The organism is Paraburkholderia sp. RL17-380-BIE-A (assembly GCF_046028085.1).
GTDB lineage: Bacteria > Pseudomonadota > Gammaproteobacteria > Burkholderiales > Burkholderiaceae > Paraburkholderia.
The window spans coordinates 51,948-70,313 of sequence record NZ_JARESQ010000006.1; the positions used below are offsets into that span (position 1 = coordinate 51,948).

Annotated in this window: 17 protein-coding genes and 1 pseudogene; 5 read left to right on the top strand and 13 right to left on the bottom strand. The window is 62.4% G+C overall.

Annotation, left to right across the window (positions count from 1 at the left end):
* Positions 1 to 24: 24 nt before the first annotated feature.
* The 8 genes from P0D68_RS11855 to P0D68_RS11890 all read right to left on the bottom strand — a co-directional run bounded on the left by P0D68_RS11855 (position 25) and on the right by P0D68_RS11890 (position 6,762).
* On the bottom strand, positions 25 to 1,383 hold the full coding sequence (locus P0D68_RS11855) for an ABC transporter ATP-binding protein (RefSeq protein WP_408293732.1): 1,359 nt from the start codon (positions 1,381 to 1,383) through the stop codon (positions 25 to 27).
* 12 nt (positions 1,384 to 1,395) lie between these two features.
* The gene (locus P0D68_RS11860; protein ID WP_408293735.1) at positions 1,396 to 2,244 is read right to left on the bottom strand and encodes an ABC transporter permease; all 849 of its coding nucleotides are present in this window, start codon (positions 2,242 to 2,244) and stop codon (positions 1,396 to 1,398) included.
* A 236-nt stretch (positions 2,245 to 2,480) separates the two neighbouring features.
* Positions 2,481 to 2,702 (bottom strand): hypothetical protein, encoded by a 222-nt coding sequence (locus tag P0D68_RS11865; RefSeq protein ID WP_143048408.1) that lies wholly within the window; start codon positions 2,700 to 2,702, stop codon positions 2,481 to 2,483.
* A 63-nt stretch (positions 2,703 to 2,765) separates the two neighbouring features.
* Complete coding sequence (gene pcaC / locus P0D68_RS11870; protein WP_091806734.1) at positions 2,766 to 3,161, bottom strand: 4-carboxymuconolactone decarboxylase; 396 nt, start codon at positions 3,159 to 3,161, stop codon at positions 2,766 to 2,768.
* Entirely contained in the window at positions 3,158 to 3,949 is a 792-nt protein-coding gene (gene pcaD / locus P0D68_RS11875; RefSeq protein ID WP_091806731.1) for a 3-oxoadipate enol-lactonase, read from the bottom strand. Before pcaD ends, pcaC begins: the two co-directional genes overlap by 4 nt.
* A gap of 5 nt (positions 3,950 to 3,954) precedes the next feature.
* Positions 3,955 to 5,334 carry a 3-carboxy-cis,cis-muconate cycloisomerase gene (locus tag P0D68_RS11880; RefSeq protein WP_408293739.1) on the bottom strand — a complete coding sequence of 460 codons (1,380 nt, stop codon included), beginning with the start codon at positions 5,332 to 5,334 and terminating at the stop codon, positions 3,955 to 3,957.
* A gap of 47 nt (positions 5,335 to 5,381) precedes the next feature.
* A complete protein-coding gene (locus P0D68_RS11885; protein WP_091806724.1) occupies positions 5,382 to 6,041 on the bottom strand; it encodes a 3-oxoacid CoA-transferase subunit B in 660 nt (219 codons plus the stop codon).
* A gap of 13 nt (positions 6,042 to 6,054) precedes the next feature.
* Positions 6,055 to 6,762: a 3-oxoacid CoA-transferase subunit A gene (locus P0D68_RS11890; protein ID WP_091806720.1), complete on the bottom strand. Its 708-nt coding sequence runs from the start codon at positions 6,760 to 6,762 to the stop codon at positions 6,055 to 6,057.
* 469 nt (positions 6,763 to 7,231) lie between these two features.
* Here P0D68_RS11890 and P0D68_RS11895 point away from each other — a divergent pair.
* Both P0D68_RS11895 and folE read left to right on the top strand, forming a co-directional pair.
* Positions 7,232 to 7,582: pseudogene (locus P0D68_RS11895) on the top strand (type 2 periplasmic-binding domain-containing protein); the annotation flags it as partial.
* 152 nt (positions 7,583 to 7,734) lie between these two features.
* Positions 7,735 to 8,373: a GTP cyclohydrolase I FolE gene (gene folE, locus P0D68_RS11900; RefSeq protein WP_091806717.1), complete on the top strand. Its 639-nt coding sequence runs from the start codon at positions 7,735 to 7,737 to the stop codon at positions 8,371 to 8,373.
* Between the two features lie 27 nt (positions 8,374 to 8,400).
* Here the strand turns inward: folE and P0D68_RS11905 are convergent, their stop codons facing one another.
* Positions 8,401 to 9,306 carry a DMT family transporter gene (locus P0D68_RS11905; RefSeq protein WP_408293743.1) on the bottom strand — a complete coding sequence of 302 codons (906 nt, stop codon included), beginning with the start codon at positions 9,304 to 9,306 and terminating at the stop codon, positions 8,401 to 8,403.
* A 281-nt stretch (positions 9,307 to 9,587) separates the two neighbouring features.
* Between P0D68_RS11905 and P0D68_RS11910 the strand changes: the two genes are divergently transcribed.
* Complete coding sequence (locus tag P0D68_RS11910) at positions 9,588 to 10,634, top strand: VTT domain-containing protein (RefSeq protein ID WP_091806710.1); 1,047 nt, start codon at positions 9,588 to 9,590, stop codon at positions 10,632 to 10,634.
* Between the two features lie 100 nt (positions 10,635 to 10,734).
* On the opposite strand, the gene P0D68_RS11915 is transcribed toward P0D68_RS11910, so the two are convergent.
* Positions 10,735 to 11,622 carry a CHAD domain-containing protein gene (locus P0D68_RS11915; RefSeq protein WP_091806707.1) on the bottom strand — a complete coding sequence of 296 codons (888 nt, stop codon included), beginning with the start codon at positions 11,620 to 11,622 and terminating at the stop codon, positions 10,735 to 10,737.
* 269 nt (positions 11,623 to 11,891) lie between these two features.
* On the opposite strand from P0D68_RS11915, the gene P0D68_RS11920 reads away from it, so the two are divergent.
* On the top strand, positions 11,892 to 13,478 hold the full coding sequence (locus P0D68_RS11920; RefSeq protein WP_408293748.1) for an inorganic phosphate transporter: 1,587 nt from the start codon (positions 11,892 to 11,894) through the stop codon (positions 13,476 to 13,478).
* A 93-nt stretch (positions 13,479 to 13,571) separates the two neighbouring features.
* Here P0D68_RS11920 and ppk2 read toward each other — a convergent pair whose 3' ends face one another.
* On the bottom strand, positions 13,572 to 14,498 hold the full coding sequence (ppk2, locus tag P0D68_RS11925) for a polyphosphate kinase 2 (protein ID WP_091806702.1): 927 nt from the start codon (positions 14,496 to 14,498) through the stop codon (positions 13,572 to 13,574).
* 154 nt (positions 14,499 to 14,652) lie between these two features.
* Positions 14,653 to 15,051 carry a VOC family protein gene (locus tag P0D68_RS11930; RefSeq protein ID WP_408184305.1) on the bottom strand — a complete coding sequence of 133 codons (399 nt, stop codon included), beginning with the start codon at positions 15,049 to 15,051 and terminating at the stop codon, positions 14,653 to 14,655.
* Between the two features lie 249 nt (positions 15,052 to 15,300).
* Here P0D68_RS11930 and P0D68_RS11935 point away from each other — a divergent pair, with 249 nt between their 5' ends.
* The gene (locus P0D68_RS11935; RefSeq protein ID WP_408293751.1) at positions 15,301 to 16,347 is read left to right on the top strand and encodes a S1C family serine protease; all 1,047 of its coding nucleotides are present in this window, start codon (positions 15,301 to 15,303) and stop codon (positions 16,345 to 16,347) included.
* Positions 16,348 to 16,466: 119 nt separating this feature from the next.
* Here the strand turns inward: P0D68_RS11935 and ggt are convergent, their stop codons facing one another.
* Positions 16,467 to 18,200 (bottom strand): gamma-glutamyltransferase, encoded by a 1,734-nt coding sequence (ggt, locus tag P0D68_RS11940; protein ID WP_408293754.1) that lies wholly within the window; start codon positions 18,198 to 18,200, stop codon positions 16,467 to 16,469.
* Positions 18,201 to 18,366 lie beyond the last annotated feature (166 nt).

The following is an 18,366-nucleotide window of genomic DNA, read 5'->3' on the forward strand; positions in this document are numbered from 1 at the left end:
TTCCAATTGCTCTTTCTGATGCCGTCACCGCCTGTCTGAAGGCGTTTCTTCCATGCGTATTTCTTCTGTGATCTCCGGCAGGAACAGCCCGTATCTATCGCTTTCAACATAGGAAGAGAAATAGCAGGCGCCCTCGATGTACTCGTAGTACTGCGGCACTGCGGCAGACCGGTCTTCGAGGGCCGCCACGAGCAGATACCGGCCTGTGTTGAGCTGGTTTCTCAGGCGAAACTCGATGCCGAACTCACTGCCTTCGAAATCGAAGTCAATGCCTTTCTCGTCGTGAGTGGTCCGGACGATCAGATCCGTGCCTTTCGTATCCTTGATGGAGAAAGCCACGCTCAGCGCGCGGCGATCGATGCCTCCAGGAATCTGGATCGCCAGGCGGACGATCATCGGCTCGAATGCCGTGAACACGCTTTGGTGCCGACCGGCCGAGTTCAGGACCTGGGCCGACACGATCGATCCGACATGTGTCCCCCAGTGGTTGATCGGTTCGTCACTGGCAGTTGAGGCGAGCCGCCCCACGCGTTCCGCGGTCTGATCGTTCTGCTTCGCTTCTTCCTCAACACCGGCCGAGCTGTCTGCCGACTGACCAGACACTCCGATCGCTTCGCTTTCGCCGAGTCCTTCGGACATGAACTGCGTGTATTGCGCGGTAACGGCGAACGCGTTGCCCGCCATCCGAACCCGCCCACCATCGAGCCAGACGGCACGCTCACACAAGGTTCGCACCGAGCCGACGTCATGCGACACGAAAAGAATCGTGACGCCTGATTCCTTGAGTTCCTTGATCTTGTTGAAGCATTTGGCCTGGAAGCGCGCGTCGCCCACGGCAAGGGCTTCGTCGATGATCAAGACCGCCGGGTCGACGTGAATGGCCACGGCAAACGCAAGGCGCACATACATGCCGCTCGAATAAGTTTTGACTGGCTGATCGATGAAATCGCCAATTTCCGCGAACTGCTCGATGCTGGCGAATTTCCGATCGATCTGCTCGGCAGTCATTCCCAGCATGGCGGCGTTCAGATAGACGTTTTCACGGCCGGAAAACTCCAGATTGAAACCGGCTCCCAATTCGAGCAGCGCCGCCACGCGACCGTTGATCGCGATGTCACCCTGGGTGGGGCGCAGTGTTCCGCAAATTATCTGCAAGAGCGTGGACTTGCCGGAACCGTTGCGCCCAATGATGCCGACCGTTTCGCCGCGTGTGACCGACAGCGAAACGTCCCGAAGCGCCCAGAATTCCCGCGAATACCCGGTGCGTTTTGGGAAGACGATATGCTTGAGACGGTCGAGCGGCGTTTCGTATATGTCGAAACGCTTCGAGGCACCTGTTACCTGAATCGTGGTTTCAGGCTTGCCAACCTGATTCATTTCCATGAGCTTCGGCCTTTACAGAACGTCCGCGAATCCTTCGCGTGTCTTCTGGAACCAGGCCAGACAGATCCACGCGAAAGCGATGCTGCATGGCAGATAGATCGCGATCCCCGCAAAGTCAGGCAACTCGCCCGCGATCATGACCGCTCGTGCCTGCTCGATGATGAAAGTTAGCGGATTGGCCAGAATGAGTGCCCTGAAAGCGGGCGTCAAAGTATCGAGCGCGTAGAAAACCGGCGACAGGAACATCAACAGGGATGAAAGCAGCGTGGTGACATAGGTCAGGTCACGCACGTAGACGCCGGTGGCGGCGAACAGCCAACCCACACCCACGCCGACAAACGCGAGCGGAATGAAGAGCGCCGGCAAAAAGACGATCGTCCATTGAAGCTTTCCGTAGACGCACAGCGCGAAGACAACCCAGACGGCAAGACTCGTCATGAAGTGAAATGCCGCCGAGGCGACGGTAATCCACGGCAGGATTTCAAGAGGAAAGACGACCTTCGTGACGTAGTTCGCGTTGGTCGTGATAACGGTCGGCGCTCTATTCAGGCACTCGGCGAAGAAATTGAACAGAATGAGGCCCACGAACAGAATCACCGCGAACTGAAAACTATTGTCAGTTCCTGGCCAGCGCGATTTCAACAGCGTGCCGAAAACAACCGTGTACATGGCGAGCATGATCAACGGCTGAACGATAGACCACGCCAGTCCCATTACCGATCCGCGATATCGGCTCAATATATCCCGCCTGGTTAGCGCGACGATAAGCTGGCGTTGCTGCCAGGGAACCAACAAAAGATCGCGAAAATGAGCACGAGGATGAGATTCCTCGCGACCATCGTGTTTATAGGTAAAGCTCATATTGGCAGATCGCCTTGAACAGCGCCGGCTGATTTAACGGTCAACGAAGAGGCAAATCATGCGGCGACGAATGAACCTGCCGGGATTTCGCCAGTCGGTGCCTGCTCCATTGCTCTTGAATAATCCTACGGTCTTGCCAAACTCGCGCGAACGAATATCACTATCTTGAAGTAGTTAAATTCACATCTAAAATGTGCAAAAGATTAATAACCGAGAGTTCACCAGCATTCGTATTGTCAACGAATTGGGTCGGCTAAAACCTTAGAAAATGATGAGGCACAAAGAAGAAAGTCAGAAACGGTTGCGGGAATATTCGACTTCAGTGCAGGAATTTTCTGCAAAAATCGAGGGAAGTGGAATGCGACCGAATCCCGCAGTGCGCGGCGTTCATGTCGAACGCCCGCCGGATACCAGGTATCCGTATCACAGCCCGTTGCAGGCCGGATGAAATCGAACATCGTCGATGTTCAGAAGCAGCGTGCATTCGCACGCTGCCTGGCACGTCATCTCGATTGCATTGCTTACGGCTGCGCGGCCGCGGCATCATCCTCACGAAACAATTTGTCCGCCAGGTGAAACGCCGAATTCGCCGCCGGCACACCGCAATAGATCGCGGTTTGCAGCAGCACTTCCTTGATCTGCTCACGCGTCACACCGTTATTCTTCGCGGCCCGCAGATGCAGGGCGAGCTCTTCGCTGCGGTTGAGCGCGACCATCATCGCGATGGTCAGCAGGCTGCGCGTGTGGCGCGGCAAACCGTCGCGCGTCCAGATTTCGCCCCACGCATAGCGCGTGATGAAATTCTGAAACTCTTCCGTCAGTTCAGTACGGTTCGCAAGCGACCGGTCGACGTGCGCACTGCCAAGCACCGCACGGCGCACACCGAGCCCGGCTTCGTAACGGTCTTCGTCGTTCATTTCTGCTCCGTCAGGAAGTCGATCACGGTCTTCGTGAAAGCGTCGGCTTTCTCGATATTCGAAATATGCGAGGCGTCCAGTTCCACGTAACGCGCGCCCGCTATCGCCTGCGCCAGTTCGCGGCCTTGCGCCGGCGTGGCGGCCAGATCGTGCGTGCCGCTGATCACCAGCGCGGGCACCTTGATGCCGGGTGCCTCGGGGCGCAGATCGGCGGCGTCGATCGCGTCGCAATTCGACGCGTAGCCTTCCTTGTCGGTGTGCGTGAACACGTCGCGAATCATGGCCAGCACCACCGGCTCGCGCTCGATATAGTCCGCCGTGAACCAGCGCGGCAGAACGGCATCGGCCAGCGCGGCCATGCCTTCGTTGCGCGCTTTCGCGGCGCGCGGCACCCACACTTCCGGCGAACCGATGCGCGCGGCCGTATTGCACAGCACGACGCGCTCGATACGATCCGCGTGACGCGCCGCCAACGCAACGCCAGTCAGGCCGCCCATCGACAGTCCGCAGAAATTCGCGCGGGCGATCTTCAGCGTGTCCATCAGGCCGAGCACGTCGCCGGTGAGTTGCTCGATCGTGTAGGGGCCTTTCGGCGCTTCCGAATGGCCGTGGCCGCGCGTGTCGTAGCGCAGCACGCGAAAGTGTTTGGACAGCGCCGCGACTTGCGGCGCCCACATGGACAGATCGGCGCCGAGCGAATTCGACAGGACGATCCACGGCGCATTGCCGTGGCGGTCGCCGTCGATTCGATAATGAAGCTCGGTGCCGTTGACTGCGGCGTAAGGCATGCCGGTTACTCCCTGAAATGGTCGCGCTGCGAGCGCGTGGTGTGAAGTGCCAGCGCGGCGTCCACATAAGCGTGCGCCTGGCCGACATATTGAGCAGGATCGAGCAATTGCTTCAGACGCTCGAGCGGAAGATGTTCGGTCACGGCGGTGTCTGCGGCAAGCACGTCGAAAAGCGTTTGCCCGTCGCGGATCGCGGCTTTCGACGCGCGCTCCACCAGATGATGCGCGTCGAGCCGGCCGATGCTGTCGCCGAGCGCGAGCATGACCGCTTCGCCGAGAATCAGGCCATGCGTGATGTCGAGATTGGCGGCGAGCCGCGGCACGTTCACGTTCAGCCCCACGGCGATCTGTTCGATGTTGGCGAGTGCGCCGCCCGCGAGGCGCGCCAGATCCGGCAGCGCATCCCACTCGGCTTGCCAGCCGCCGAGCGCGCGTTCGTGCTCCTGCACCATGCCCGCGAACACCGTGGCGACCAGCCCCGGCGCACGCGTGGCCGCCGTCAGCACCGCCGCGCAGCCGACCGGGTTGCGCTTGTGCGGCATGGTCGACGAACCGCCTTTGCCGGCCGCGGCCGGTTCGGCGAGTTCGTCGATTTCGGTTTGCATCTGCAGCGAGATGTCGCGCGCGATCTTGCCGAGCGTGCCGATCAGCATGCCGAACAGCGAGGCCGTTTCGGCAATGCGATCACGCTGCGTGTGCCACGGCAAGGTCGGCACGGCGAGGCCGAGTTCCTGTGCGAGCGATCGGGTCACTTGCGGCGCGGCATCGCGCAGACTCGCCAGCGTGCCCGCCGCGCCACCGAATTGCAGCACCAGCACGCGGGCGCGCAACGCATCGAGCCGCTCGCGATGACGCAGCAATGCGTCGAGCCATTGCGCGAATTTCAGGCCGAGCGTGATGGGCAGCGCCTGCTGCAACCAGGTGCGGCCGATCATCGGCGTGGCGCGATGGGTGGCCGCGAGTTTTGCCACGGCGTTACAGGTGGATTGCAGGCTGCTGTCGAGCAGATCGAAGGTGTCGCGCAATTGCAGCACCGTCGCCGTGTCGATGATGTCCTGGCTGGTGGCGCCCCAATGCACGTATTTCGACGCTTCGGCGTCGGCCGCCTTGACGCGCGCGGTGAGCTGCTTGACGAGCGGAATCGCGAGATTGCCGCCGAGCGCGGCGTCGCGCGCGAGCGCGTCGGCGTCGAGTTGATCGGCCTGGCAAGCGGCCTCGATGGCGCCCACCGCGGTATGGGGGATGACGTTATGCGCGGCTGACGCGCGCGCGAGCGCCGCTTCCACGTCGAGCATCCGTTGCAGCGTGGCACGCGGCGCCCAGATGTCGTTCATGGGCTGCGTGCCGCAAAGAAGGCCCGTCAGACGGGCGCTGGAGTCGAGCATGATGGCGTGAGTGGCCGAAGTATCGAAAGTAAAAGCGCCGCCGCGCGTCAGGCCGCGTTTGCGGCTTGCGTACCGTCGATCAGCGGCACGCCGGTCAGCTTGTGCAGTGCATCGAAATCGATATCCGAGAAGATCTCGCGCACCACCAGCCCCTGATCCGTGACATCGATCATCGCAAGGTCCGTATAGATGCGGTCGACGCAACCCACACCCGTTACCGGGTAGCTGCATTCGGCGGCGATCTTGCTCTCGCCCTGCTTGGTCAGGTGCTCCATCATGACATAGACCTGCTTCGCACCGATCGCGAGATCCATCGCGCCGCCAACGGCGGGAATCGCGTCGGGCGCGCCGGTGTGCCAGTTCGCCAGATCGCCCGTGGCCGACACCTGGAAGGCGCCGAGCACGCAGAAATCCAGATGGCCGCCGCGCATCATCGCGAACGAATCCGCATGGTGGAAATAGCAGCCGCCCGTGAGCAGCGTGACGTGCTGCTTGCCGGCGTTGATGAGTTCGTCGTCTTCCTCGCCTTTGGCCGGCGCCGGGCCCATGCCGAGCAAACCGTTTTCGCTGTGCAGGAAGATTTCCTTGTCGGCGGCGAGGTGGTTGGCCACCAGCGTCGGCACGCCGATGCCGAGGTTCACGTAGGCGCCTTCGGGAATATCCAGCGCAACGCGCTTGGCCATTTCATCGCGGGTCAGTTTTTTCATGTCGGTCTCCGGTTCAGGCGGCAGCGTCGTGAGGATTGGGCAGCGGGGCGTGCGCCGCTTGCGGCACTTCGATCACGCGTTGCACGAAAATGCCGGGCGTGACGATCACTTCGGGATCGAGCGCTCCGAGCGGCACGACTTGCGACACCTGCACGATCGCGGTTTTCGCCGCGCTTGCCATGATCGGTCCGAAATTGCGAGCCGTCTTGCGATACGTGAGATTACCCCAGCGATCGCCTTTGTACGCCTTGATCAGCGCGAAGTCGGCATGCAGCGGCGACTCCAGCACGTAGTGCCGGCCGTCGATCAGGCGCGTTTCCTTGCCTTCGGCGAGCTTGGTGCCGTAGCCGGTCGGCGTGAAGAAGCCGCCGATACCCGCGCCTGCCGCACGAATGCGCTCCGCGAGATTGCCCTGCGGCACCAGTTCCAGTTCGATCTCTCCGGCGCGATACAACGCGTCGAACACATACGAGTCGGTCTGGCGCGGGAACGAGCAGATGATCTTGCGCACGCGCTTGGCCTTGAGCAGCGCCGCGAGGCCGATATCGCCGTTACCGGCATTGTTGTTGACGATGGTCAGGTCGCGCGCGCCCTGTTCAATGAGCGCGTCGATCAATTCCGACGGCATGCCGGCCGTGCCGAAGCCGCCGATCATGACGGTCGCGCCGTCCTGGACATCGGCGACGGCCGACTGAAGTGACTCGAAAATCTTGTTGATCATGTCGAATTTCCTTTTGGGGCGCTGCGTGCCGCGAGGCTGGCTGCGTTTCAGGCAGAGCGTGGGCGGAACGGTCTCCGGGCCAATGCGGGCGGTGGCTCGCCAAGTGCGGATGCGGGCTGGCGCCGTCGGTTAGCTCGCTTCAAATTTGTTCGTTGTATGAACATGGATTCGTTTAGCGAACGTTTAGGCGATTATGGTTGTCCTTCGGGCAGGTTGTCAAGGCAGGGAATTCCCCTTAATCATAGGTTTTGCCGCGCGTTGTGCAGGTTTTGTTGCGTGCTTCGCGTGTCGATAGCGGGCAAGCGGCACTATCCCGCGTCAGGATTGCCCGACGAACCTCCATCCTCATATCCAGTACGCCGCCCCGCCCGGCGCCGCGGGTCACGCAAACATGTCTGGAACGAGCCTGGATCTAAAACGGATCCCTTGCCTCGACAACGTGGAGGACACACGCACCGCGCAATACGTGGCGGCGGCCCATGCGGTCGTGCGCGCCGAAGGACGCAGCCAGGAAGTGCTCGAACACTACCTGGAGAAGAAGCGCATCGAGCGCTGCGCGGTGCTCGAAACGCCTCACTTCATGAGCCTGCCGTTCATCCTCGCGCGCACCGACCTGCTGGCGACCGTGCCGCACGCGATAGGCTTCGCGTACGTGTCGGAGCACGCGTCGATCACGCTGGTCGAGCCGCCGCTGCCGTTGCCGCATTTCGATCTGCGGCAGCATTGGCATCGCAAGTTTCATAACGATCCGCGCGCAGGCTGGCTGCGCAGCGTGGTCGCCGAACTGTTCAACGACGCGATGGACGAATGGCCGAAATGAGCGGCGGACTATCGGCGCACTGATAGCGGCAATGTTGCATGAGAGGAGAAGGGACATCGCCACGGCGCGGCGAAAAACATGGAACAATGGCCGCACTCATTGAACCCGCGCGCTCCGTACAGCGTCGACGCGCGATCCCGGAGGAGCGACGGATGACCAGCAGCAAGGCAAAGAAGATCAAACCCACGGCCGCAGCAGAGCGCCCGAGCCGCGAGGAAGCCGAAGCAGCCGTTCGCGTGCTGCTGCGCTGGGCCGGCGACAACCCGGCGCGTGAAGGCCTGCTCGATACGCCCGCGCGCGTGGTGCGCTCATACGAGGAGTTTTACGCGGGCTACCAGGTCGACCCGCGCGAGATCCTTGCCCGCACCTTCTCCGAAGTGGACGGCTACGACGAAATGATCGTGCTGAAAGACATCCGCTTCGAGAGCTATTGCGAACATCACATGGTGCCGATCATCGGGCGCGCGCACGTGGCGTATTTACCGCAGCATCGCGTGGTCGGCATCTCGAAGCTGGCGCGCCTCGTCGATGCGTTCGCCAAGCGCCTGCAGATCCAGGAAAAGATGACGGTGCAAATCGCCGACACCTTGAACGACGTGCTGCAACCGGCGGGTGTCGGCGTGATTCTCGAAGCCGCGCATCAATGCATGTCGACTCGCGGCGTGCACAAGGCCGGCGTGACGATGGTCACCTCGCGCATGCTCGGCACGTTCCGCACGGATCCGTCCACGCGCCGCGAGTTTCTGTCGATCGTCGGCAATCCGGGCGTGGTGGCTGTCTCCAACACGTAGGCACAGCCCAGCTTCGACAACAGCGCCTCATGCCACGCCGGGCCTTGTGCGCATCTGCCCGAAGGTGGCCAGCAACACCGCGCCCAGCACGCACGCGACACCGGCCAGTTGCGCCGCGCTGACGGGTTCGCGCAGCAGCAGCGCGGCCAACGCCACCGCGCTCACCGGCACGAGCGCGGTCATCAGCCCCGCTTCCGCGCCGCTGATTCGCGCGGCGCCCGCGTACCACAGCACGAAGCCCGCCACGGTCGGCACCAGCGCGTAATAGAGCACGCCAACGAGGGCACTGGCATCGACCGGCAACGTCCACGGTCGTTCGAAGCAGGCCGGCACGACCGCCACCGCGAAGCCGATACCGCACATCAATGCCGACAGCGGCAACGGCGCAACCGCCGTGCGCAGCTTGCGATTGAGCAGGATGAACAACGCCTCGCAGACAATCGCAAGGAACACGAGCGCGTTGCCCGCCAGAGAACTGGCTGCATGCGGCACAGGGAACGCGTCGAGATGCACGGTGCAGACCAGCACGCCGGCCGTCGCCAGCAGGATCGCGCCGAGCAGCGCGGGCCCGGGGCGCTCACCGAGCGCGAGCATGGCGACACCGGCCGACACGGCGGGCAAGGTGCCGGCAATCACGCCGGCATCGGCAGCCGAGGCGAGCTTCATCCCGCAGATCAGCAACACCGTGTAGCCGACGCTGCCCGCCCCTGCCTGGGCGATCACGAGCAAGGTATCGCGCCGGTCCAGACGCGGCCAGCGCACGCCGCGCCAGCGCATCACCAGCACGAACAGGGGAAAGGCAATCGCGAAACGCAGCGCGGTGGCGCTGAACGGCGGCAGCCCGGCCGCGATCGATTTACTGACCACCACCGTGCTGCCGACTCCGATCATGGCCAGCGCGCAAAACAGGTATCCGGCATGCCGCGAGTTCATGGTGCTGTCCTGTGTAGTTGGAACGAGCACGAAGATTAGGCGTACGTCGGCCGACGGTCTTGAATGAAATTGCAGCGAGAGAGTGAGTCAATGAATCGGGTTCGTGGAATCACGACATGCCGTCAATGCTGGCCCCGCGCCAAATCCATCGAGTATCCTGAGCGAGCGGCTACAACGGTCGGCGCGGAGCCAACAATCGGGCCCTTCGGGTACACACTTTGCATCCCGGTAGAAAAGCCGCATAGCACGCCGGTTCAAGCGCAAGAACAGGAGTTTCTCAATTGGTAGAATTTCCGTCTTCGGCGGTATCGACCTGGGGCGGCGCGGTCGTGTTCCTCAACGTCCTGTTGACGCGACTCGGCGTGCCGATTCCCGCGGTTCCCGTGCTGCTCTTCGCGGGCTCCGCGATCGCTGCCGGTACGCTGTCCTTCTGGCCGATCCTCGCCGCCGCCGTACTCGGCGCGCTGATCGGCGACGGCGCATGGTTCGCGGCCGGCCGCCTGTATGGCCGCAAGCTGATCGCCGCATTAGGCCGCCTCTCGCCGGCTGTCTATCCGAAGGTCAATAAAGCGCGCGCGCTGTTCGAGCGTTTCGGCGTGCCGCTCGTGTCGATCTCGAAGTTCGTCCCTGGGCTCGCGCTCATCACCCCGCCGCTGATGGGCACGACCGCCGTCGATGCGCGCATCTATGCGGCCTGGGACCTTGCCGGCGTCCTCGCCTGGGCCAATTTCTGGCTGCTCGGCGGCGCTGCCGCGGAACGGCAACTGCACATGCTGCTCGAGTTTGTCAAAGCGCGCGGCGGCACTGTCATCGACATTCTGCTGGCCGCCGCCCTGATTTATCTCGTGTTTCGCTTGCAGCAACGGCGCCGCGAGCGCCGCCGTTTCGCGCAAGCCGCCGCGGATGCCGCAGCCCAAACCGCCGTTCCCGGCTGGCGCCACGTCGCGCCGCCCAAGGTGCTCGACGCCCGCCCGCAAGCCCTTTCGTTCGAAGCGCCGCGACTCATTCCGGGCGCGCTCGCGTTCGATCCGCACTCGCCGGAGCAGATCGACGGCGCCTTGCGGGCGCACGATACGGTGATCTACTGCATCTGCCCGGACAGCGCGACGGCTGTCGATATCACGCAACGCATGCGGGACAACGGTTATACGAGGATTCGCGCACTCAGGGGCGGCCTCGACGCCTGGCAGCGGCGTGGCTTTCCGGTCGAACCGCTGCCACCCGCCGACGAGCTGTTCACCGGCAGACGCGCGCCGCTGCCAGGCGGTGAGGCCCACGGGGCCATCACGCTGCGCGGCTTCGCTCCGCGCAGCAGTCAAAGCACTTGAGCCGCATGCGTCCCACTTATGCGGACGCGCGTCCCAGGTCGTTATGCGGATGCCATCTGTGCCATTTCGTTCGCAGAAGCGCGCAACGATGGGCGCGCCATCATAATTTGCGCAGCAAACCCGCCGCCGCGCGCATCCTACGTTTGCGTTCCTTCTTGAGCCACTGAAGCGCCGCGTCGGTATCGCCAGTGCCGGCGCCGTCGAACAGGGCCCTATTCTCGTGCAACAACATTTCGCTAGCGACCACGTCGTTCAGCGCACCGAAACGTTTCTGGATCTGCTTCAAGCGTTTGAGAGTACGTTTGCGCCCGCCGCTCAGGACCGGCCCGAAAAACTCGAGCAGATAGCGCAGCTTCTTCCCCGCCTTCCTGACATTGTGAAAGGCAGCGTAGTTGGATCGCTTCGCCCGACGCGCGCGCTTCATCCGTTTTTTCAAGGAATTCTCGGAAGTCGCCACGCGTTGAGTGGCGAACTTCCGCAGCGGCATGCGTTCATGCGAGGTGTTCAGTTCTTTGGAAGCACTCGACAAGGCTTCGCGCAACAGATGTTTGACGTCGGCATTCGAGAGCGTTTCGCGGCTCGTCGCCATTGCGCCGCCGCGAGCGCCCTGAAGTTTGGGCGCCAGGTCGGCGGCGGCGCCGAGTGCGCCGCGGTCGTCGCTCGTCAGCAATTCGATCAGAATGTCCCAATCGCGCGTTTTGCCGGCGGCCGTGGCCAGAAATTGGTAGAGCGCGCGCTGCCGCGTGCTCTCGCCTTTTTCGAGCAATGGTGCGAAGGCCCACCACAACGAACGCAAACGCCGCAGCGAGACGCGCAGTTTGTGCAGTGCTTCAGGTGATGCGTCTTCGCGCACCGCATTGGTGTGTTCGATCGCTTCATCGACGAGCGGCGCCGCGTACGAGGCGAAGGCCGCTTGCGCGGAAGGCGCAGCAGCGGGTGGATCGCTGTCGCTGGAGCGTGGGTCGGCTTTGTGGCTCTCGCGTTTCATTGAAGATCCCTGAATACACCGTTCTGACAGCCTAGCAAAAAAAGGGCCCAGTCGGTAAGCGCTTGGCCAGCATTTCGGCCTCCCGGTTGTCCGCCCATCAAAGTCCTTTTCGGACAGCTGAGCATTCCGATCGGACAATTTTTCGCACCGTGCTCCGCAGCGGTGCGCGTCTAGCGGCTGCGCACCTCGGGCGTCACGCAACTGTCATCATTGCGACACACCGCCCCCGCAGCATCGGAAGTTCCGCGACAAACTTCAGGGCTCCCGTCATGCCGGAACTTTCGTATCCACAATCAGGCACCGCTAGCGGAAAGGGGCGCAGTATCGGCCTCATCATCTTTCTCGCCGTGATTCTGGTCGGCGCCGTGTATTGCGCCGTGCACTTAATGGATGATTTACAGCCTGTTCGCGAAAGCTCGGCTCTGCCTTATCTGCTGCTCGGTGTTGCGCTGCTGATCGCGCTCGGCTTCGAATTCGTCAACGGCTTTCACGATACGGCGAACGCGGTTGCGACTGTCATCTATACGCATTCACTCGCGCCGAATATCGCCGTGGTGTGGTCGGGCGGATGGAATTTTCTCGGCGTGCTCACGTCGAGCGGCGCCGTCGCCTTCGGCATTCTGCAGTTGCTGCCGGTCGAGCTGATCTTGCAGGTCGGCAGCAGTGCCGGTTTTGCGATGGTCTTCGCGCTGCTGATCGCCGCGATCATCTGGAATCTCGGCACCTGGTATTTCGGACTGCCGTCGTCGAGTTCGCACACGCTGATCGGCTCGATTATCGGCGTCGGCTTGATGAATCAATTGATACACGGCAGCAACGGCACGAGCGGCGTGGACTGGAACCAGGCGCTCGGCGTCGGCAAGTCGCTGCTGTTCTCGCCGCTGGTGGGCTTTCTCGCAGCTGGCTTGCTGCTGCTGATCCTGAAGGCCGTCGTGCGCATTCCGGCGCTGTATGCCGAGCCGAAGGGCAAGGAGCCGCCGCCCTTCTGGATCCGCAGCCTGCTGATTCTGACCTGCACGGGCGTTTCGTTCGCGCATGGCTCGAACGACGGCCAGAAAGGCATGGGCCTCATCATGCTGATCCTGATCGGCACGGTACCCACCGCCTACGCGCTGAACAAGGCTGTCACGCCGGCGGAAACGCAAACCTTCCTCGCCGTCGCGCATCAAACCTCCGCGACGCTCGCCAAGTACACCCAGGGCGCCGCGCCTTCCACCAATCCACGCGCCGATGTCGAGGCTTATGTCCGCACGCGCCAGCTGACGCCCGCCACGTTGCCGGCCTTGCAGCAACTGACCGAGATCATTGCCGGCCAGGTGGGCGCGTCGGGATCGATGGCCGCCGTGCCGCAGGGCCTCGTGGACAACGTGCGCAACAACATGTACGTGGCTTCCGAAGCGATCCGCCTGATGGACAAAGCCAGGCAACCGGCTTTCGCGCCCGACGACGCCAAAGCGATCAACAACTTCAAGGCGCAGACCGATCACGCCACCAAGTTCATTCCGACGTGGGTCAAGGTCGCGGTGGCGATTGCGCTCGGTCTGGGCACCATGGTGGGATGGAAGCGCATTGTCGTGACGGTCGGCGAAAAGATCGGCAAGCAGCATTTAACGTACGGACAGGGCGCATCGGCGGAATTGGTGGCGATGCTGACGATCGGCGCCGCCGACGCATACGGCCTGCCGGTTTCCACGACGCACGTGCTGTCCTCGGGCGTGGCCGGCACGATGGCGGCCAACGGTTCCGGCCTGCAGTGGGGCACCGTGCGCAGTCTGGTTCTTGCCTGGGTGCTGACGTTGCCGGCTTCCATCGCGCTGGCTGCGGGCTTGTACTGGGTTTTTCGGGCGGTGTTCTGAACTCCGCGCGACGGCCGGTTCCGGAACCGGCCGCGACGTAAAAAAGCGCGGCTCATGGCCGCGCTTTTTTTCACCCCGCCGTATGCCGATGAATCAATACACTTCGGGCACGATCATCGACGACGGCACCGGCTGGCGGCTGTATTCGTCGTGATAGACGCGCGCGGGCAATTCGACACGAGAGTGCTCGATCTCGTGATACGGCACCTGGCTCAGCAAGTGATGAATACAGTTCAAGCGCGCGCGCTTCTTGTCCACCGCCTGCACGACCCACCACGGTGCTTCGGGAATGTGCGAGCGTTGCAGCATCACTTCCTTGGCCTGCGTATAGGCCTCCCAGCGGCGGCGGCTTTCCAGGTCCATGGGACTCAGCTTCCACTGTTTCAGCGGGTCGTGAATGCGGTTCTGAAAGCGGATTTCCTGTTCCTCGTCGGTAATCGAAAACCAGTATTTGAGGATCTGCACGCCGCTTCGGGCCAGCATTTTTTCGAATTCAGGCACCGAACGGAAGAACTCTTCGTACTCTTCGTCGCTGCAAAAATTCATTACGCGTTCGACGCCCGCGCGGTTGTACCAGCTGCGATCGAACAGCACCATTTCGCCGCCCGCCGGCAGATGCGACACGTAACGCTGGAAATACCATTGCGTGCGTTCGCGGTTGTTCGGCGCGGGCAGCGCCGCCACGCGGCACACCCGCGGATTGAGCCGTTGCGTGATGCGTTTGATCGCGCCGCCCTTGCCGGCCGCATCGCGCCCCTCGAAAATGACCACGAGGCGGTGGCCGGTTTGCACGATCCAGTCCTGCAGCTTGACGAGTTCCCCTTGCAGCCGGAACAGCTCGCGGAAGTACATCTTGCGCGCTTCGCGGTGCTCCGGTGTGAAACCCTCCGCGCCGTCGATGATGCGGTCGTCGACCTCCATCTCGAGTTCCTCGTCGTACGCATCGATCAGGTCCTCTTCGAAACGGCGCTGCCGCTCTGCCATCAATTCGGCTTCAGGTCTCGGGTCCTGCTCTTTCATTGCGGCTCTCCTGGCAACGGAAATGGTTAGGCGCGCGGCGGGAAGCGCGACGCGGACGCGCTCGATTATCGAAGCGGCAAGTGTCAGCCGTGTTACCGGCAGGGCCCGCGCCTTTCGACGTTCATGATAGCGAGTTTTGTGCGGCGATCCGGCGCTAGCGCAACGGTTTCGCGAAGCTGATTTCGTGGCCGTCCGGATCCGTGATGTGGAAATAGCGCTCGCCCCACGGCGCATCGGACGGCTCCAGCGACGGCTTGAGCCCCGCCGCCAGCGCTTTGCGATAAAGCGCGTCGACGTCGGAGACATAAATGATCACGCGGCCCCACCAGGCGACCGGCGCGCGCGCATCCACGATCAGGTTCAGATACGAACCGCCGAAGGCGAACGATGTAAATGCCTCCTGTGGACCGCCGAATTTCATGGGAAAGCCGAGCGCTTCGTAAAACAGCACGGCGCGCGGCATATCGCGGGTGGCGAGCGTGATCGCGCTGATGGATTCGATGCGCGGTTCAATGGGCCCGTTCGACGAGGGTGACGTGGCGGGTGAGTTCATGGCGGCTGTCTCCTGGGTATGGCGGGCTTTCGATGTGTTTAGCATGGTGCATGCCGCGCAATCGAGCGTGGCGCTCGTGCCGAGCGGGCTGGATTGGGCTGGGCCGGCCGGACTGCAGGTTTGCGGCTCGCTGGCTTGCGGCTCGCTCAGAAAGTGTCTCACAGGCCGCGCCTGCGCAACTCGCCCCAGCGCACTTGAAAACCTTCGCGACGCCCCGCATCTGCAATTCCGTTTATCCGGAGCATCGCCATGGGAAGCCGCCCACGCTTCATCGATGACCTGTCGCGCGCCGCATCCGACGCCCCCGGGCCCGAAACACTCAATCCTTTAGCCGACGACGCCCTGCTCGACGCCTACTCCCGCACCGTGATTGGCGCGCTGGAACGCGTGCAGCAGGCGGTCGCCTTCATTTCCGTCGAACGCCGGCTGCCCGGCGACCCGTCGAGTCGCGGACGCCGCGACACGCGTGGCGGCACAGGCTCGGGCTTTCTGTTCACACCGGACGGTTATCTGCTCACCAATAGCCACGTCGTACACGGCGCCACCCATATCGAGGTGACGCTTGCCGACGGCGCGAAATTCGACGCCGATCTGGTCGGCGACGATCCCGGCAGCGATCTGGCCGTCTTGCGGATCGGCTCTCCCGAGCCGTTGCCGCACGTCGAACTCGGCGAATCGTCGAAGTTGCGCGTCGGGCAGATCGCGATAGCGGTCGGCAATCCACTCGGCCTCGCGCAAACCGTCACGACCGGCGTGGTCTCGGCGCTCGGCCGCTCCCTGCGTTCGAACTCGGGTCGCATGATCTACGACGTGATCCAGACCGACGCAGCGCTCAATCCCGGCAATTCGGGCGGGCCGCTGATCAATTCCGCGGGTCAGGTGATCGGCGTGAATACCGCGATCATTCCCGGCGCGCAGGCGATCTGCTTTGCCACGGCAATCGACACCGCCAAGTGGGTCATCATGCAGATCTTCGCGCATGGCCGCGTGCGGCGGGCGTATATCGGCGTGGCCGGCACCACCACGCCGCTGTCGCGCCGTGTGCAGCGCTATTTCGGCCTGAACTCGGAAAGCGGCGTGCACGTCATGGAGATCGTCAAAGGCAGCCCGGCCGCGCTCGGCGGTTTGCGCACGGACGATACGATCATTGCGATCGATACGCAGACCGTGCAGGACGTGGACAGCCTGCAGCGCACACTCGACGCATCGCGTATCGACAGACCCGTCAAAGTGACGGTATTGCGCGGCGCGCAGCGGCTCGAATTAACGCTGACACCGGTCGAGCAGGCTGGCTGATGCAAGGGCACTAGGCGCACCCGCGAAGCAAAAAAGCCTCGCGTTCGATTGAACACGAGGCTTTCCATTAGCGGCGATGCATCTTAGGAAATGCAGCGCCCGACTCCCTGCAACAACGCTTACTGAATAACACGCGTCACACCACGGCCGCGTGGATCGGCTGCGGCTTCCGGCGTATCGCCGTTGACCTTGATCGCCTGAATATCTCCGCTGAAGTCCTGCCCCTCCAGTTTGTAGCCTTTGGCTTCGATCTGCCTGGCCAGTTCGCCCTCGATCGGCTTGTACGGCTCCCAGAAGATCGTATTCGGCGGCAACAGTTGATGATGAAAGCGCATTGCGGCAACAGCCTGCTGCAGTGGCATGTTGTAGTCGTAGACGTTGTTGATCACCTGGAAGATCGACGTGAAGATGCGCGAGCCGCCCGGTGTGCCGATCACGAGCGAGACCTTGCCGTCCTTCGTGAGAATGGTCGGACTCATCGAGGAGAGCGGCCGCTTCTTCGGTTCGATCGAGTTCGCGTCGCTGCCCACTACGCCAAACATATTCGCGACGCCCGGTTTTGCGGAGAAGTCGTCCATCTCGTCGTTCAGCACGATGCCCGTGCGGTCCGCCACCACGCCCGAACCAAAATAGCCGTTGATGGTGTACGTATTCGACACGGCGTTACCCCACTTGTCGATCACCGAGAAGTGCGTGGTTTCCGCTTTCTCCGGCATCGACGTGCCGAGGCCGGGCTGCACGCTCTTCGTGTCCGAAGGCGCATTCGGATTCACTTCGGCGGCGCGTTTGGCGATATACGCGTCGTCGGTCAGTTGAGCGACGGGCACTTTGTAGAAGTCAGGGTCGCCGAGATACTGCGCACGGTCGGCGAACACGCGCTTTTCGATCTCCGCGATCAGATGCACGTATTGCGCGGAATTCAGCGTGACGTCCTTGAAGTCGGGCGCAATGTCGGCCTTCATCTTCAGCAATTGCACGAGGCCGATGCCGCCCGAACTCGGAGGCGGCGCCGTGTAGACGCGATAGCCATTCCAGTCGGCCTGAATCGGTTCACGCCATACTGCTTTGTACTGCTGCAGATCGGCCTTGGTGATAAGACCGTGACCGCGCATGGACGCCGCGATCAGATCGGCCGTCTTGCCCTGATAGAAGTCTTTGGCGCCTTGATCGGAAATGCGCTGCAATACAGCGGCGAGATCCGGTTGCTTGAAGTTGACGCCCTGCTTCAGATTGCCGAAGTAAGTATCGAAGTTGGTCTTGCCGGCGAAGTCTTTCGCGGCATCGTCGCGGCGTTCCTGCAGTTGCTGGCTGACCTCGAAACCATCGCGCGCGTAGTGGATGGCGGGCGCAAGCACCTGCTTCCACGTGAGCTTGCCGAAGCGGCGCTGCGCCTGCCACATGCCGTCGACGGTGCCCGGCACACCCACCGCGCGGTAGCCGAACAGGCTCATGCCTTTGATGACCTCGCCCTTGTCGTCGAGATACATGTTTTTGGTCGCGGCGAGCGGAGCACGCTCGCGATAGTCGAGAAAATACGGCTTGCCGTCGACGTAGAGCGTCATGAACCCGCCGCCGCCGATGTTGCCCGCTTCCGGATACGTCACGGCGAGCGTAAAGGCAATCGCGACCGCTGCGTCGACGGCATTGCCGCCTTCCTTGAAGATCTGCTCGGCAGCATCGGCGCTGAACTTGTCGGCCACCGCGATCGCAGAGGCGGTGAGTACGGCGGGCTGGGCTTTCGCAGGCGGCTTCGCGAGTGCGGGCGTGGCCTCCAGAAAACCGGTCGAGACAGAAACGAGCGTGACCAGCGCGAATCCGCTGACCGACGATTTAACATTGTGGAACAACCTCATTGCCAATCCCCCAAGACGACCTTCGACTAATGATTACAAACATTGCCTTGGGCTTTTACCATGTGAACCGCTCGCTTGCGAAGCCGCTAGTTATCGTAGGGTCGATATAGCGGCACGCAAAGAAGTCGGTTTGGTCGCGCGGAGAATCGCCGCTCGAAACGCCCTG

Excerpts from the sequence above, each read along its gene's own strand:
- P0D68_RS11855 (WP_408293732.1), bottom strand. The coding sequence starts at position 1,383 with ATGGAAATGAATCAGGTTGGCAAGCCTGAAACCACGATTCAGGTAACA.
- P0D68_RS11860 (WP_408293735.1), bottom strand. The coding sequence starts at position 2,244 with ATGAGCTTTACCTATAAACACGATGGTCGCGAGGAATCTCATCCTCGT.
- P0D68_RS11865 (WP_143048408.1), bottom strand. The coding sequence starts at position 2,702 with ATGTTCGATTTCATCCGGCCTGCAACGGGCTGTGATACGGATACCTGG.
- pcaC (WP_091806734.1), bottom strand. The coding sequence starts at position 3,161 with ATGAACGACGAAGACCGTTACGAAGCCGGGCTCGGTGTGCGCCGTGCG.
- pcaD (WP_091806731.1), bottom strand. The coding sequence starts at position 3,949 with ATGCCTTACGCCGCAGTCAACGGCACCGAGCTTCATTATCGAATCGAC.
- P0D68_RS11880 (WP_408293739.1), bottom strand. The coding sequence starts at position 5,334 with ATGCTCGACTCCAGCGCCCGTCTGACGGGCCTTCTTTGCGGCACGCAG.
- P0D68_RS11885 (WP_091806724.1), bottom strand. The coding sequence starts at position 6,041 with ATGAAAAAACTGACCCGCGATGAAATGGCCAAGCGCGTTGCGCTGGAT.
- P0D68_RS11890 (WP_091806720.1), bottom strand. The coding sequence starts at position 6,762 with ATGATCAACAAGATTTTCGAGTCACTTCAGTCGGCCGTCGCCGATGTC.
- folE (WP_091806717.1), top strand. The coding sequence starts at position 7,735 with ATGACCAGCAGCAAGGCAAAGAAGATCAAACCCACGGCCGCAGCAGAG.
- P0D68_RS11905 (WP_408293743.1), bottom strand. The coding sequence starts at position 9,306 with ATGAACTCGCGGCATGCCGGATACCTGTTTTGCGCGCTGGCCATGATC.
- P0D68_RS11915 (WP_091806707.1), bottom strand. The coding sequence starts at position 11,622 with ATGAAACGCGAGAGCCACAAAGCCGACCCACGCTCCAGCGACAGCGAT.
- P0D68_RS11920 (WP_408293748.1), top strand. The coding sequence starts at position 11,892 with ATGCCGGAACTTTCGTATCCACAATCAGGCACCGCTAGCGGAAAGGGG.
- ppk2 (WP_091806702.1), bottom strand. The coding sequence starts at position 14,498 with ATGAAAGAGCAGGACCCGAGACCTGAAGCCGAATTGATGGCAGAGCGG.
- P0D68_RS11930 (WP_408184305.1), bottom strand. The coding sequence starts at position 15,051 with ATGAACTCACCCGCCACGTCACCCTCGTCGAACGGGCCCATTGAACCG.
- P0D68_RS11935 (WP_408293751.1), top strand. The coding sequence starts at position 15,301 with ATGGGAAGCCGCCCACGCTTCATCGATGACCTGTCGCGCGCCGCATCC.
- ggt (WP_408293754.1), bottom strand. The coding sequence starts at position 18,200 with ATGAGGTTGTTCCACAATGTTAAATCGTCGGTCAGCGGATTCGCGCTG.